General features: G+C 42.8%; 9 protein-coding genes. 7 read left to right on the top strand and 2 right to left on the bottom strand.

Going from position 1 to position 17200, the window contains the following annotated elements; translation table 11 throughout:
- Positions 1 to 124 precede the first annotated feature (124 nt).
- Both ACP14Y_RS00960 and ACP14Y_RS00955 read right to left on the bottom strand, forming a co-directional pair.
- A complete protein-coding gene (locus ACP14Y_RS00960) occupies positions 125 to 3493 on the bottom strand; it encodes an FG-GAP-like repeat-containing protein (RefSeq protein ID WP_424961100.1) in 3369 nt (1122 codons plus the stop codon).
- A complete protein-coding gene (locus ACP14Y_RS00955; RefSeq protein WP_424961099.1) occupies positions 3490 to 5316 on the bottom strand; it encodes a PorP/SprF family type IX secretion system membrane protein in 1827 nt (608 codons plus the stop codon). The genes ACP14Y_RS00960 and ACP14Y_RS00955 overlap by 4 nt, the downstream gene beginning before the upstream one ends.
- 200 nt (positions 5317 to 5516) lie before the next feature.
- On the opposite strand from ACP14Y_RS00955, the gene ACP14Y_RS00950 reads away from it, so the two are divergent.
- The 7 genes from ACP14Y_RS00950 (at position 5517) to ACP14Y_RS00920 (ending at position 17116) form a co-directional block, all read left to right on the top strand.
- A complete protein-coding gene (locus ACP14Y_RS00950; RefSeq protein ID WP_424961098.1) occupies positions 5517 to 6365 on the top strand; it encodes a porin family protein in 849 nt (282 codons plus the stop codon).
- A gap of 108 nt (positions 6366 to 6473) precedes the next feature.
- A complete protein-coding gene (locus ACP14Y_RS00945) occupies positions 6474 to 9728 on the top strand; it encodes a cyclic nucleotide-binding domain-containing protein (protein ID WP_424961097.1) in 3255 nt (1084 codons plus the stop codon).
- 75 nt (positions 9729 to 9803) lie between these two features.
- Positions 9804 to 10637 (top strand): DUF4062 domain-containing protein, encoded by an 834-nt coding sequence (locus ACP14Y_RS00940; RefSeq protein WP_424961096.1) that lies wholly within the window; start codon positions 9804 to 9806, stop codon positions 10635 to 10637.
- A 3-nt stretch (positions 10638 to 10640) separates the two neighbouring features.
- A complete protein-coding gene (locus ACP14Y_RS00935) occupies positions 10641 to 11318 on the top strand; it encodes a hypothetical protein (protein ID WP_424961095.1) in 678 nt (225 codons plus the stop codon).
- Positions 11318 to 14605 carry a High-affnity carbon uptake protein Hat/HatR gene (locus ACP14Y_RS00930; RefSeq protein ID WP_424961094.1) on the top strand — a complete coding sequence of 1096 codons (3288 nt, stop codon included), beginning with the start codon at positions 11318 to 11320 and terminating at the stop codon, positions 14603 to 14605. Before ACP14Y_RS00935 ends, ACP14Y_RS00930 begins: the two co-directional genes overlap by 1 nt.
- A 9-nt stretch (positions 14606 to 14614) precedes the next feature.
- On the top strand, positions 14615 to 15730 hold the full coding sequence (locus ACP14Y_RS00925; RefSeq protein ID WP_424961093.1) for an outer membrane beta-barrel protein: 1116 nt from the start codon (positions 14615 to 14617) through the stop codon (positions 15728 to 15730).
- Positions 15731 to 15733: 3 nt separating this feature from the next.
- Positions 15734 to 17116 carry a hypothetical protein gene (locus ACP14Y_RS00920; protein ID WP_424961092.1) on the top strand — a complete coding sequence of 461 codons (1383 nt, stop codon included), beginning with the start codon at positions 15734 to 15736 and terminating at the stop codon, positions 17114 to 17116.
- Positions 17117 to 17200: the final 84 nt, after the last annotated feature.

Genomic DNA, 17200 nt, shown 5'->3' with positions numbered 1-17200 from the left:
TGAGTCATGGTAAAGTTAAGCGTATAGGACGAATATGAACTATATCAATAAAAAATATAATTATTTAAAGGAAGTTTTTAGATAAACTTCCTGATTTTGAGGTCGAAATTAAAGTTTATTGGGATTAGCGGGCAAGTAAAATGCTTCCAGACTTGGAGAAATTAGCATCCTCGCATTTCATTACAAAATAATAAACTCCTTCTGGAACGGGTGAGCTATTAAAGTTTCCATCCCAGACGCAATTATCTCCTGCGATAAAGTCTTCTTTGGTGGATATTTTTCTTCCTCTTGAGTCAAAGACATAAACCTTGCATCCGGCACTTTCACCCAGGTCTCCGATATTAAGAATTTCCCAACAGTCATTCATGTTATCTCCGTTAGGAGAGAAGGTTCTTTTTGGACGTATGTTATCCAATACTATTCGTACTTCCGTTGAGACAGCACAATTATTATTATCCGTGGCAGTTAATGTGACAGTGCTCATTGGATTTTGTGGAAAGAAAATCGTGCTGGCTTCAGTAGGGTTACTGAACTGTTCCGGGTCCGGTCCCCAGGAAATATCCGAAACCGCATTATCAGCGGATAGCGTTATTGATGTTGCCTCCTCCAGCAATGCGGAATCAAACTCCAGAATTGAAGTAAAATCTGCAGAGCTAATATCTAAATCAGAAGGGAAGTTTCTAATTCGAATGCTGTCTTTTACCTGACACCCAATAGTAGTGGTGATGTCAACTACCACCCATACTGTATCTACTCCTACTGGTGTTGTCACATCCAGCGAACTAGTTGATGCAGTAGACATAAGGGTATCATTTTGTGCATTACGTATTGTCCAGGTATATGATTGAATGGTAGCAGAATTCGGGCTCGAAAGGCCAACGGTAAGCGACTCAGCCTGGCATTTGGCTGTTAAATCTGTTTGATCAAAAGTGATAGATGGCGCGGCTGAAACAGTCACTGCGATTGGGTCTGAACTCACACAAATATCTCCTGGATTTGGACCAGCATATACTTCTGCAGGATCGTAGTTTGTATTTAGAATTACCTCATAGTTTCCGGTTGAAGGAAACGTAAAGTCCAAATCCTGAGTAGTGGCTGTATGTATCACAGCATCAGTTGCATCCTCCACAACCCATTCATATTGAAGGGTGAATGCACCTTCGCCTGTTGAAGCAGAGGTGAAAGAAGTTTGAAAATCCACGCACGTTTCTGATGGGCCATTTGCGACCGAAGTTGGGAGTGCAACCGAGTTGATTGTGTATGTAGCAGTTTCCGTTAAACATGTATTTACATCTGTCACCTCTACAGAATAATCCCCTTCCTGACTGGTGGAGATTGAGGATACATTCCCTACTCCAAAATCAGTGCCATCTAATTGCCACTCATAGGTGAAATCTCCGGTAAAATCAGGGACCTCCAGACTGACAGACGTGCCAGTGCAAAAATCATCCAAATTGTTGTTAATTATTTCCAATAAAGGAGCTTGAGAAACCTCCAAAACAAAAGCTGCAGATTCTTCAGAGTAACATCCGGAGGCTGGTTTGGCACGGACAGTATAGCTTCCACCGTCATTTATTGTGGCATTAGTTATGTCCAGCGTGCCAACAGCTGTGGTAGTTTCAGATCCGTCTGGTCGTGTCCAAATATATTCCGCAAAGGGACCGCCGGCTGCCGTTATGGTATAATCATCGCCTGCACATATCAAATCATCAGCACCAAAGGTTGGGGGAGTGGGTTGAACTCCTCCGATTAGTGTGAAGTCTGCAGTTGATTGTTCAGCACAACCACCTAATGTCAATGTAACTCTGACAGTAGCGGATGCTCCTGCCGTAATTATAAATTCTGCATCGGAATCCGTATCTACCGGATCAGCACCTGTACCTGCGATTACTTCCCAGGTATACGTACCTAATGATTTTGTAGCATTTAAGGTAAAAGCATCATTATTACAGAATTCCAAGTTGTCAGGAGTTATCACAGGCTCAATGCACGTCTTATTCAACCGAACACCTAAATCACCTATGGAGGACAAACTGATATCATGAGAATAGGCCAGGTCGGGGCGAGCATCTATATCCAAATCCCCAATACGTACATTTCTCGCATCAACTCCGGTAGTAAGTGCTGATGGTGTTCCAAAGCTGAGGCTGCCCGAAGTGGTATTATTTATTGTGTAAATATTTCCACCAACGCAAGCTACTGCAAGATCCAATAAGCCATCACCATTTAAATCTCCTGCATCAATACCCCACGGAAGGTTACTTGGTATGGTGATTAAATCCGCAGAGGTAAAAGAGATGGTTGTACCAGAGGTAGTATTTCTAAATACCTCTACTGCTTCCACACCAGATGTGCTACTAATTGTTCGGTCTGCAGTGACTGCATAGTCATTTAAACCATCATCATCAAAATCTCCGATAACTACATTTCTTCGTTGGTCAGCAGAACCTACTGTTGCTTGAGTTGAAAAATTAATATTGTCAGGAATGCTTTGATTTCTTAATACATAAATCAGTTCATTGGATTTTGAAGCCGGGATGATAACTATATCCGGCTTTCCGTCATTATCAAAATCGCCAATATCCAAAGCGCCTGTAGAGGTAGCCCCACCTACAGTAATTTCAACCTCTGAATCAAAAGTAAAATTTCCATCTCCTGAACTTGTATTAGGATAAATATGGATTGTGTTGTCATTCTCGTTCCCAACAACTAAATCAAGCAGGCCGTCTCCATCAATATCTGATGCTTTGACTCTACGGGGTACTCTGTTATCACCATTGCCATCATCAGGAAGGAGCAATGTCAAACCACTAACATTTGAAAGTGATACAGTCCCTGCACTTGTATTTTCGTACACATATATGTGCTTGATATTTGTACCATCATTGGTCGTGAAAATCACATCCTGATTTCCATCATTGTCAAGGTCTGCGCAGGTGGTAGATATGAACCCGGTAAGGTTATCAGGGTTGTTGGTAAATGTTCGTTCTACAAATGATTCGGTATCGAAGGTGCTCTGGTTTTCAAGAATGGTCGCCTCTACACCCGAATTGCCATTGTGTGTCATCACCACATCGTTTAGGCCATCGTTATTAAGATCACATAAACACAAGTCATAAACATCTGATTCTGGAGCAAGACTTTCCAGGAATTCCGCTTTCCATGAAGTTGCCCCACTGCCACTGAAACTGATAAAGAAGTGCTGACTGGATTCGGCTATTAAGTCAGTGGTGGTTTGAACAATGACAGAGCCATTGGTAGCTCCAGCAGGAACTGTTGCTTCAACCAAATTATCAGAAATAACAGATATACTTCCGCCCGAAACAGATACCCCTCCAAAGAAGACACGATTCACATTTGTGAAATTAGATCCTGAAATCGTCACGGTTTCACCAACCTCCACATGGGTAGGAGAGATGCTGTTGATGAATGGCTTCTGAGCAAATGCCATTACAGGACAAAAAAGTATAAGTGTGATTAATTTCCTCATCATTCGGTCACTTGTAGCACCCAGGCCTTAGACAGCTCCGGGATGTTTCTGAATTCGTCTCTCTTAGCTCTGGTCTGATTAATACTTCCAGATTCATAAACTACAACGTAGTAATATCCTCTGCCGCTATTATACCCCACTTTCGTATCGTGGAATCCCATTTGAAACAGGGTATCACTGTAATTTTCGGCATTATTAAAATCATTGAATGCTCCTCCGATGACATAGTTACCCGGAGGAAGTTCTAATAAGTGATTACCTCTTCGCGTCACAACATGATCATTGGATTCTCCCAATTCATCATGCGTTCTAAAGTCATTGGTTAATTCAGGATTTCCCTTGGCAACTTCATCCTGTTGCTCTTCAGTTAATTCAGGGTTGTCAGTAATGGTCGCAGCTTGTGATTCACTAATTGCCTTATCCCACTTCACTACGTGCTCAATATTACCATCAGGATTTACTTTTTCATACTTAACACCGACTTCTTTAGAACCATCTGGCAAGGTTCTTTCCAGGTGGCCATCTGCCGCTACTGTCATGTTTGCTGCTTCTGTTGTAGGTACCCAGCTAATTACCACATTCTTATCGCCATCAGCAGATGGCTTCTCTAGTCGTATACCACGTTCTTCTTCACCAAACTGGTTGGTTCTCGTCAGCTCTTCATGATCTTCCTGATGATCCCAATCGTCTGCACGTTCAGTAGGAACATCAGCTTCAGGGTCTGGATTATCCAGCACTGTAGGTTTAGCAATGGAAAGAGCATCATCATCATCAGGTTCTGTTTCTCTGCTTTGCTGAAGTGCTGCTAGTCTTTTCTGTCTTTCCAGCTCGGCTTTTCTGGCCCTTTCTTCCGCAGACAATCTATGACTCTTGATAAAAGAAGAAACGTGTTCAGCGTGTTCTTTCTTAGTTCCCAGGTGATAACCAAGGTTTACTTCGAAAGTAGGACCTAGCTCAGAGGAAATCTCCGGGTTACCCATTTCATAGGAGAAGCCAAATGCAAATTTTTCTTTGACCTTAGCACCTGCTAACCCGATGATTCCTTCATCTTGTCTATATGACGCCCCCACCCAAACAATGTGATATAGGTGCGCAATAAAAACGGCTTCATATTGATGAGGGATCACATTGCTATACCTATATATAAGGTGAGGTTCGAATGCAAAGTCATCATTGATGTGCCCACGGTAATTCATTTTGAATAGAACATTATCCTGAGGGGAAAATTCTACGTCTGCAATTTCCTTTTGGGTGATGGGATTATAGCTAAATAGATTGGGAAGTGCCACACCCACATTAAAATGGCCAAAATGATATGCTACTCCAAAATCTCCGATGAAGAAGGTAGATTGATCCAGAAAATTGTTGAAAGCAGGATCACCCGGAGAATCGAATTCCGTGATATTAACAGAGTTAATTCCTGCACCGAGTGACATTCCAAAACGCAGAAAATGTGTGCGATCAATATTGATTAGATAGGAGGCCGATGCTTTAGCCGCAGAGGTTGTTAAAAGGCCCTGGGTGATATTAAAAGCTGCGCCACCAAGCGCTATTCCTCCCTGAAGGGGTACATGGAAACTTAAATGTGAAATCTGGGGAGCTCCTTCAACGTTCGTCCACTGATCCCTGTACATTGCGAAAACAGCTGCGTGTCCCTCTACACCCGCATATGCGGGATTATACATATAGGGATTCATGAAGAATTGATTATAAACTTGTGGTTGCTGGGCTTGAGCGGAGAAAAGTAAAGTGATAAGTAGGCCTACAAGGGAAATTCTTTTTCCACCTTTCACACAAACCATCGTAGAGAGCGTTAATCGTTTCAAGTAGTGATGATTCCTTTGATCTAAACCCTAAATTAGAGAAATTATTGCATTTAGCACTACCCGTAACAAATATCCTGCTTTTTACCGTAGTAATACTTACAATTCAACTACGAAAATCACCTATACATCCAAAGAAATCAGATTTGTACATAATCTACTCAATTTGATTTCGTATTATTACAAGTGAAAGTAATAGTGCGATGATAAAATCAATTCTTTCGGTTTTTGCTGTAATGCTTTTTACAGTTTCTTCCTATGGTCAATATTGGTTCGGACCAAAGGTGGGTGTGAGTTATATTGATCATGTGTATCAGGAGAAAGCGTATGAAAGCGACTCATTTGATGTAGCCTCAAATGTAAACTGGCAGGCAGGTTTTGCAGTAAGTTACACTGCGAGCGATATGTATGCTGTTTATGGAGAATTGCTATATGAGCGTGTTCATAAAGACCTTACAGATAAGCAAACAGGTGGGGAGCTAGTTAAAGCTCAAATGACCAACCACTTTATATCAGCTCCGATTATGCTGCGGATAACCTTGGGAAAGGTGCCATTTCATTACTATGTCAATGGAGGTCCTCGGCTGGCTTATTGGGTTGGAGGTAAAGGGACACACGATTTAGCTGCCTTTGATGAATTTCCGCCGGTGACTGATGATGATGGAAATCCATTACCTGTTGATTATACCATTAAATTCGATTCTGATAATGCTTCACCTGATGATTTTAGCACTGCCTATGTAAGTAAGCCTAATCGATTCCAGTTTGGACTTACTGTCGGCGGAGGAGTATACTTTGATATTCAAGGAGGATCACGACTTCAGGTTGATTTCAGGTATACCTGGCAACACAGTAATATGGCAACTAACTCTTCTGATGATACTAACCTCATTCGTGGTTCATCCGGTGATCTTGATTATTATCGGGAAAACATGGAGTACTATCACAACTTTGCCACAATTGGTGTCGCTTACTTATTTAGCTATGATGCTAACCTGAAACGTAAAGGGAGAAGTACGAGTAAGGAAAGTAATAAAAGAAAGAAAAAATAGTACTATTTCAAGTTAAATCGCTGAAAAGTACCGCCTTTTATTGATTTATTCCTACAATTACAGGTACAATACCTAACTTGAATTACAAAGCCTGTAAAATCAATCACTGTGGTTAAAGCATTCTTAAAGTTCTTAGGCGGAGAAGAAGGTGAAGAGAAGCAAATGTTGCTCTTGCTTGGCAAGGGCTTTTTTATGGGGATTCTCCTGGCGACCTATCAAATTGGTGCGGAAACCTTATTTCTAAGTGTCCTTGGTGACAAGTGGTTAGATGAAGCCTTTTTCTCGGCCGGAGCTGCAGGCATTGTTTCCACTGCTTTGTTCGTATTTCTTCAGCGAAAAATCAACTTTTCAACACTGGTAATTTCAGCCACCTTTGTCATTCTATTGTTTATTGGTGGTATTCGAGCGGCATTTGAGTTTATAGGATATGATGCGGAGGTCACTGGTCAATTTCAATTAATTCCTTTCATCTTATTTGTAATGATAGGTCCGGTTACCTCAATCACTCTTCTGGGATTCTGGGGTGTTTTTGGTCGGGTGTTTGACTTACGTGCCAGTAAACGAATCATCGGAGGAATTGATACCGGCCAGCTGATGGCAACCATGATTGCATTCTTTAGTATTCCGGTTTTAACTGCTACTATCATTAATGCAACATATGATCTACTATTCGTTTCAGGAATTGCAGCCTTAGGGGTCTTCATATTCACACTCCTTCTTGCAATCAACTACAATCTGAATAAAGCAACCAAAGTACTCAAGGGAGAAGAAGTAGAGAAGGTGAGTTTTTTCAGTCTGGTAAAGGATAAATATCTGCGATTGCTTTCTATCTTTCTTGTGTTCTCTATGGGTGCTGCCGTCTTCATGGACTACACGTTTCTTAGCGCCACTGAAACGATGTATCCGGAAGAGCAGGATCTGGCCAACTTCCTTTCATTCTTTTCAGGTACCGTGATCGTTGTATCCTTCCTGATTCAGAGTTTTATTAATGACATTATCATTGGAAAATTTGGTTTGAAAGTGGCTTTGATGACTATGCCACTCATTCTTATCCTTTTTACTGTAGGTGCGATTATCGTTGGTCACATATTTGGTTATGAAACGAAGGGGCCGGAGTACATCATGTTCTTCGTATTGATCTCTGTAGGTAAGTTGTTCACCGCTGCACTTAAAGATGCTCTTGAAAACCCTGCCTTCAAACTATTCTTCCTGCCAATTGATATCAAGATTCGTTTTGATATACAAACACGAATTGAAGGGGTGGTGAATGAGGTTGCCACATTCCTTGCGGGTGCTGCTCAGATGGGGCTTGGATTACTGGTTTTCTTCAAACTTATCCATTACTCATACTTCATATTATTCCTTGCAGCAGGCATTATTTATATGGCCGGAAAACTATTTGAGGAATATAAAAAGACCCTTAAAACTACGCTGGAGAAACAAAAAGCTGGACTACAAGGAGAAGGGAAACGAAATGAAAATAATACCATAAACATTCTAAAGCAGGAGGTTTCCTCCAAGGAGGTTGACAGGATCATCAATGCGCTCCGTTTGTTTGAGACGTTAGAGCCAATCGAATTCGAGTTTGTGCTTTTGGATCTACTGAGTCACCGATCACCGGTGATCAGAACATATGCATATCAAAAACTTGGTGATAGGCTGTGCTGGGAGGCTGTTGAAATTATTGAAAAAGACCTGAAGACAGAAGGAAATGAAGAGGTACTTAAAGTTGCCAATGTCACATTCAAAATGCTTCAGGATGCCGCAAACTTTAATCTGACTGATGTAGCAATAAAAGAACTGGTTAGGTCGACTGAAGCAAGTGAAAGAGAAAAAGGAGCCAGACTATTGGCTAAAGCGACGGAAGACAGGCATGTTGCGTTCATCGTCGAGTTACTCAGAGATATCAATCCAAATGTGCGATCTGCAGCTATGATCACTGCGGGAAAAGTAAGACGGCCTGAGCTATGGCCAATCCTGATCGAAAATCTTCATCTATCCACTTACAGTAATGTGGCTATGTCTGCTTTGAAAGCTGCAGGTGAGGCTGCTTTTCACAACATTGATACTGCCTTTTACAAGACCGGCCAATACCACGCCACCATGATACGAATCATACAGGTATTGGGACGAATAGGCGGACGAGGTGCTACAGAACTTCTTTGGAAAAAGATCGATTTTCCGGATCGTAAAATTGTATCTCAACTTTTGCTTTCACTTAGCTATATCGGTTTTGTTGCCAGAGACTTCCAGGCAGCCAGGATCAAAATAGCTGTGGAAGGGGAGATTGGGGATATTGCGTGGAATATCAAATCTTCACTAGAGATACCAGAAGAAGACGAACTTGACAAACTCATCAAAGAGGCAATGGTGGAAGAAGATATCAAAAACTATGATAACATCTTCATGTTGCTGGCAATGATCTATGACCCACAGAGTGTACTTCTTGCCAAAGAAAACATTCAAAGCGGCACATCGGAAAGCATCACTTTTGCGGTGGAGATGATGGACATCTTTGTTGAAGAGGAGCTTAAGCCCAAGCTAATCCCGGTGGTGGATGAGCTGAAGATCGATGAACGTTTGGTCCGCTTACAAAATCACTATCCACCGGAAGAATTCGATTCATACGATGACCTGTTGCTTCAAATTATTAACAGGGATTATAATCGAATTAATCGATACACCAAGGCATTGGCCATGTATCGCTTTAGTCAGTTGGGTAATCATGTGACAGCAGACCTGATCGCAAACCTGTTTAATCCTGATCCTTTGCTACTTCAGACAGCTGCCTACGTAATCTATCTGATCAATAAAGAGGCTTATCACGAACATACGAAGCGGTTGAAACCAATAACTAAGAAAGAACTGGATAAAGCGATCTTACCACCAGTTTTCAGAAATGAAGATGAGGAATATCATCAGAAGTTGCTGTTCATTGAGCGGGTTATTGAATTGAAAAAAATTGAGATGTTCAAGCAGATACCGGGTGAATTGATCACCTACATGGCTGAATGTCTGGAAGAAGTACGTGTAAAGCTGGGATCCACGATCATAAGGGAAGGCGATGGCGGAAGAGAGCCAATGTATATTGTATTAGATGGCTCTATTGATATTTATGAGGGTGATCATAAGGTAGCAGAGCGTGAAAAAGGAGGTGTATTTGGAGAGAAGAATATCACTGAATCGGACACATTTTCTTTTACTGCACTTGCCCGAACGGAATGTACGCTTTTACTGATGAGAAAAGAGGAGTTGGTAAACTTAATGTCTAAACATATCGAGATTCTGGATTGCTGGGTTGACATCATGAATGGAGTGATAGATCAGGAAGAACCGGTAATTGTAGATGCCTTGTTTGGATGATATTTCGACGAACGCATTTGAGATACTATAAAAAAATAAGTTAATTCACTATATAAAAACCGCCTAATCGCGCAAATGAGCACTAATCGAACCATAGCACTTATCTACTCTGAAAAGGATGATGCTCAGATAGAAGGAGGTGTAAAAGGATGGGTCACCAACTTTCACAAATTCCTTTCTACATTGATGTATCAGATTACCAGAGAAAATCCGGAAATCAAGCTCATCAACGAATCTGAATTTTCAGCTCCTGATCTTGATAACTACAGTGTGATTTTGGCGGTCTTGACTCCAAATCTGGCCAGGGAAAAAGTTGTCATTAAAGGACTCGATTCTCATGGTAAAAAACTGAAAAGTCAAAATAAGCTAATAGCTGACGGTGTAGCCAGGATTTTCAAGGTACTTAAACGACCATTTGATCCGGATGAGCATTTACCAGAACTGGAAGACCTTCTCACTTACGACTTCTACCTCGTTGACCCGTTAACGGGTGATCCCCAGGAGTTTACACGTTTTTTTGGTAGTGATGCAGAGCGTAGTTATTGGATGAAACTGGTTGATATGGCCTATGATATCAATCATGTCCTTCATGCCAAGGAATTATCTGAAGGAGAAGGGGCTTATGCTACCATTCCAAGAGAAAAAACAGTATATCTGGCAAGTACCGGTGTGGATATGGTTATCCAAAGAGATATCATAAAAAGAGAGTTGATCCGACATGGGTACAAAGTACTGCCGGATCACAGCCTTCCTAAAGAAGCCAAGGCACTTGACCGCATGGTGCGTGATGACCTGGATAGATGCAGGCTTTCCATCCACCTGGTAGGGGAAGACTATGGGTACAAACCACGAGGCTCTGAGCTGTCCGTAGTAGACATCCAAAACAGGGTGGCTTCTGACCATACCTAACAAATGGTGGAGAAGAATAAAGAGGCAAAAGATGGGGAAAAGAAGCTTTTCAGTCGACTGATTTGGGTATCACCTGATTTGAAAAACGTTACTGAACGTCAGAAAATCTTTATCGAGGATTTAAAAAGTGACGCAGCAGCATTGGAAGAAGCCGAAGTTCTCCAGATCCAACTTCAGGAGCTTAAAACCATCATCCGGGAGGAGTTGGTGACCGGTGGTCGCTTCAATGTCCGAAGAGACATTAAAGGCTTTGACGATAAGAAGCCGGATGAAAAAACAAAGATGATCTACCTGATTGCAGATAAGCGTGATGTGGATGACATTGAAGACATGCAATCTTATTTGAAGAATCAGGGCTTCAACGTAGTTTCTCCAAGCTATGAAGGAGATTTGGTTGATTTACGATATATCCATCAAGAGAATTTAAGGCGATGCGATGCATCAATAATATACTTTGGTCAAGCCACTGAGGACTGGATCAAGACGAAACTACAGGATCTGTTAAAGGCTCCTGGATTTGGCCGGGAAAAGCCATTGACGGCAAAAGCGGTTTACTTTAAAGGGCAGAAGGATGTGGACATGGAGCATTATAAAAAAAACAACGCCATGGTTTTGGGGAACAACGGAGGATCATTTAGTCCGGATCACCTCAAACCTTTTCTAACTAAAATAGAAAGCTGATGAGCGATAAAGAAATTGATGTTCAGGGCCAAGAGACCCAGGATATCGTAGACATTACCCAATTAATCAACCCGTTTCCGGGCCTTCGGCCTTTCGGGATTGAGGAAAGCCACCTCTTCTTCGGTAGAGAGGGGCAAAGTGATGAGGTGCTCGTCAAGCTCTCAGAAAATAAATTCGTCGCTATCCTGGGTGCCTCGGGTAGCGGTAAGTCTTCACTCATGTATTGTGGATTGATTCCGACCCTTTATGGTGGTTTTATGACTGAAGCAGGCTCCAATTGGCGAATTGTCGTGACACGCCCTGGCGGTGGGCCAATTGATAACCTGGCAGAAGCTCTGCTGATCAAAGACAAAGAATACTCCAACCTTGGAGATGAAGACAAGCTCATACGCAAAACCATCATCAGTACGGTTTTAAGGAGTAGCTCACTAGGTTTGGTAGAAGTAGTCCGTCAGCTGAAAACTGATGATTTTGAAAACGTCCTGATCCTTGTTGACCAGTTTGAAGAACTTTTCCGATATCGAAAGCTGGAGTCTGCCACCTCTGATCTGGATGAGTCTTCAGCTTTTGTAAATCTGCTTTTAGAGGCCATCCATCAGTATGACGAGCCCGTGTATATCGCACTGACCATGCGTTCGGACTTCATCGGGGAGTGTGCGCAGTTCCCTGATCTGACGCAAATGATCAATGACTCCCACTACTTGATTCCGCAAATGACACGGGATCAGAAACGTACCGCTATCGAAGGACCGGTAGCAGTAGGAGGTGGTAAGATCGCTCCGCGTTTGACGCAGCAGCTGTTAAATGACGTAGGGGACAACCCGGATCAGCTGCCGATTTTGCAACACGCCCTGATGCGTACCTGGGCCTACTGGACAGAGAACCGCAAGGTGGGTGAGCCGATAGATTTAAGACACTATAATTCCATTGGTACCTTGAGAGAAGCACTCTCTCAGCACGCCAATGAGGCGTTTGATTCATTGAGCAAGCGTGAAAAAGAAATTTGTGAGGTCATGTTTAAAGCACTGACTGAGCGAGGGAATGAGAACCAGGGAATCAGACGCCCAACCAAGCTTGCCACTATTGCGGCAATTGCCGGTGTGAATGAGGATGAGGTAGCACGGGTAGTGGAACGATTCCGCGAACCGGGAAGGTCTTTGTTGATGCCTCCTTTCGGAGTGAAGCTGGAGTCCGAGACGGTAATTGATATCTCACACGAAAGTTTGATGCGTATCTGGGTGCGTCTAAAAAGATGGTTGGACGAAGAATCCAAGGCTGCAGAGATGTATCTGAAGCTTTCGGAAGCAGCCGAGCGCTACCAGGAAGGGAAAGCCGGTCTATGGCAGATGCCTGATTTGCAGCTGGCATTGAACTGGAGGGAAGAAAACCGACCGACGCTCGTTTGGGGTCAGCGATACAACCCGGCCTTTGAGCGGACCATGGTGTTCCTGGAGACTTCTGAGAAAGCGTACTTAACAGAGCAACGAAACAAAGAAATCCTTCAGAAACGACAGGTAAAACGGATGCGTACCACGGCGGTGGTATTAGCCATTGCAGTATTGGTGTCCCTGAGTTTCTTGATTTACTCGTTTATTAAAGCGGATGAGGCTGAGAAGGCTGCTGCTGAAGCTGAATTGCAAAGGCAAGAGGCTGTAAAAGCTCAAGCCGAAGCTGATAAGCAGGCGCAGCTGGCTTTGGATAATGCTGCTGAAGCAAGGACCGCCCAAGCTGAAGCTGAGAAGCAGACGGATATTGCAAATGATGCTCTTAATCAAGCAAAGGAAAACTTGGCATTGGCCGAACAGCGCCGATTGCAAGCAGAAGCGGCTCAGAGAGATGCTGATAGACAAAGAGAAGCTGCTCAAGAGCAAGCTGAGATAGCAAGAAAAAATGAGCAGGCAGCAAATGAAGCAAGAGCTTTGGCAGATGAAGAACGTTTGAAAGCCGAACGCCTTCGTTACCAGGCCATCGCCCAGTCCATGGCGATCAAGGCGAAGAACATTCTTCCAGATGATCAAGACCAGGCGGAATTGAAAGCCATTGTAGCACGTCAGGCATACTTATTCTACGAAGAATACAAGGATGAAGGCAAAGACTATAACGGGGATATCTATGCAGGTATTTATAATGCGCTGCAAGGATTATATGAAAGGGAAGCGGTGAATAATGGCATGGAATCCGCCAAGGGAGATTCCATTTTCAACTACTATCATAAGCCTGTTGATCCTAATTCTGAGAATACGGTGGTTGGAGTCCGCTCTGTGGTTTACTCCGCTGACGGTGACTTCATGTACTCGGCCAATGCAGATGGAGAGGTGATCAAATGGAATGTGGAAACACGTGGGTGGAATCAGATCTTCCAGAATGATAACGTAGCACGAGTGGTTAATATCAGTCCGGATGAGCGCTTCCTTGCATTAGGTACCGATCAGGATAACATTCTGTTGTTCGATGTACGAAATATTAATCAGGAACCAACTAAAATCGATGGTCACGTCGGCGGTACCGTTTTTGACCTCCTGTTCTTACCAGATAATTCCGGATTCATTTCAGTAGGGGCCGATAATCGTATTTTACGCAGTGACTTCAGGACTTCCACTGAGCTGGCCAGATCGGAAACCAGAATCAGAAAAATTGCTTTGTCAAAAGACGCAAAAACGCTTGTTGGAGGAGGGGAAGACGGCAATGTATACCTATGGGATTTGACGAATATTGGAGCGGGCCCGACTCAATTGATCAACAAACCGCAGGAAGGTGAGACCGGATTTAATAGAAATGCTTCACGAGCGATACAAGCGGTGAAATTCAGTAATGACGGAAAGTACCTTGCATATGGTAGTGAAGATGGCAGGTTAGTGATCTGGGACATGGAAAATAATGAGCAGGTGCAGCCAACGCTCACCGGATTCAGAGCTCCGATCACTGATATCGAGTTCAGCCCCGATGACCGATTGATTCTGGGTACTTCCAGAAACAGCCAGGTGAGGGTTTGGGATATGAAGAATTTATTCGATTTACCAATTGTATTAGAGGATTATCGTGGGCTTGGACAGCAGGGCTGGGTAAATGATGCAGACTTTAGCCCGGATGGAAAATACTTTGTGACCGCAGCTGGAGATGGAAACATAAGAAAATACCCTACAACAGCTCATGCCATGGCCGAAGAGATTTGTTCACACATTACCATCGGAAATATGTCGGATAATGAATGGAGACAGTACGTTGGGGAGGGAATAGACTATGTAGAAACCTGTGAAGGATTACCAAAACGAGGATCGGAATTGTAAGATAGATTTATGAAGAAACACCTAATCGCTATTTCTTTATCGCTTTGTGTTTATTGTGGGCTTGCTCAGTCGTCGACGCAATGTTCACGATCCCTGGCTCAGGCTGAGCTGGCTTTTGAACAAGGGCGACTTTCCGATATAATCAACACGTATAGTTCTTCTACCAGTGGCTTTACACGCTGTTTGCAAAATGGCGTTTTCTCCATTGATGAAGAAATCAGGGCGTATAAGTTGCTGACCAAAGCTTACCTGTTTCAGGACGATGAGGCGAAGGCAGAGGAAATGTTTATTGAACTATTGAAAGTGGATAAGGAACACCAATTGTCCCCGGAGGATCCTGCTGAGCTATACTTATTAAAAGATAAATTTAAAACCGAACCAATTTTGCGTATTGCGGTAAGGGGAGGGGCCAATAAATCTTTGCCTGCAATCATGCAAGATTTCAATACTTTCCAGACAGGAAGTAAGCGATACAATGAAAAAGGAAATGATACCGGCTTGGGAATTGGGTTCTGGGCTGAAGTCCTTGCAGAGCGGCATCTTGGAAAAGGAATAGAGGTGGGATCAGGAATGCAGTACCGAATCACTTCTTATGAGATAGAAGGAGAAATGATTGAGGGTAACCTGAACTATGTAGCAAAGAACACCAGCAATATGCTTCGCTTTCCATTGATGATTCGATACAGTTTGAACTATGACAAAAAAGACGAAAATGGGAACCGTATCAGGATGTTACCTTATGTCTTCATTGGAGGTTCTTTTGATTGGATGTTAAAAGCAAAATATGTCGATACCCGGAGAACCGGTGGAACCGCGTATACGCTTCCAGATGGTAGTGAAGATTTGAAACAATTTAACCAGGTAGCAAATACCAACGTGTCAATCATGGCAGGTTTAGGAGCCAGGTTTAGAGTTGGACGTTCAGAGGTTGATTTCTTTTCCCTTGAACTGCGCTATGATAACGCACTTTTCAATTACATAAATCCTGACAACCGCTGGGCAAATGAAGATGTGAATTTTGGTATTGGTCATGTAGAAGATGATTTGACATTGAATACAATATCCTTCTCTGTAGGATATACCCGTTCGCTTTACATACCAAGAAAACGTAAGGAGTACCGCTAGTTTATGAGATATATTATACACATAATGATTGTGTCTTTGCTGGTATTTTCATGCCAGATTGAAGATGATAATGCCCCGAAACCAGATGAGGCTTTTATTAAATATTACGGTGAGCTCACCTCTTATGAAGCAAGTGACATTGAAGTTATTTACGATGCGACAGGTGAAGTGGCGGAGGGATTAATCGTGTTTGGAACAAAGGTTACGGAAGCAGGAGATAAAGATTACTTTGTACTGCAAACGGATTTAGAGGGAAATCTGGTTGACTCCACCTCATATGGATTTATTAACCAGACAGATCGGGACTTTACTGGCGATGGAAACCCGGATGACTTTAGAGGAGATGAGACAGCCGGTCAAATCGAGTTAATCCCAGGAGGAGGGTACATCACGATAGGTACGTCCTCAATTTCAGAAAATGCACTGGATATTTCTGATTTCCGAATTTTAACGTTGGCCTTCCTTGATGCTGATCTGAATTTGGTCAGTGACACACTTCTGACACTCGTTTCACAGGAGGATAATACTGAACTGGATTTAGAAGGGAATGATGTGATATTGCTATCAGATGGTTCCATTCTTATGGTAGGCGCCAAGGAGTTTGATCGGGGCGGAGGAGTGAGCGATTTCGATAATTATTTTTTCAAATTCAGCTTTACGGATGGGGTAATATTTAATCAAACCCAAGGAGTTGCTGGAGAAAATGAGAATGATGTAATTGTAAGGGCTTTTGAGAAATCTTCTGGGAATATCGTTATGCTTGGATATAGCAATACACCGAGTCAGCTTGGCGAAAATGGAGGAGTTAACGGCACCAATGCCTATTTTCTGGAGATAGATCCAAATGGTACCCCGGTGAATTTTGCGGCATACGGACTTGATGATCCGGCCGACGGCAGGATATACAATGAACAGGTAAATGATGCGATTAAAACTTCGTTTGGTTATTCATTAGTGGGAACATCAAATACCTCCAATGATGAACAATTTGGGTTTATCATGAACCTCAGCAATAATGGTGTTTTCCTTAGCGCCAATAGTCACGACAGCTCAACCTACAATACGGAGAATAATACGTTGCAGACGCTCGGGAATGGGGTCGTGCAAGCCTCCGATAACAGTTTGATTCTCTTGGGACAATATCTGAACTTTACCACAAACAACCTTGCACGAGGAGGAGAAGGGATGTATGTCAAGTTTGATCAGGCTGCTAATCCTGTTGCCGGAGAAGAGACATTCTTCGGTTTATCTGATGGGAATGACGAGGTGGTGGATGCTGTAGTGCTGCCAGACGGAAAGATCGTGGCTGTGGCCAATGTAGATTTTGGGGGTGGGGTGAAATTGATCTCAATCGTTAAACTTAATGATGATGGGTCATTGAATTAGTATTCTTTGAAAAATTCAATTTTAACACTGATTTATCTCATCTCTAAATTATGAGGCTATATCGAAAAATTGATGTAGTGCTTT

This window comes from Ekhidna sp., from assembly GCF_965247405.1.
GTDB lineage: Bacteria > Bacteroidota > Bacteroidia > Cytophagales > Cyclobacteriaceae > Ekhidna.
This window is presented reverse-complemented; position numbering and strand designations above follow the sequence as displayed.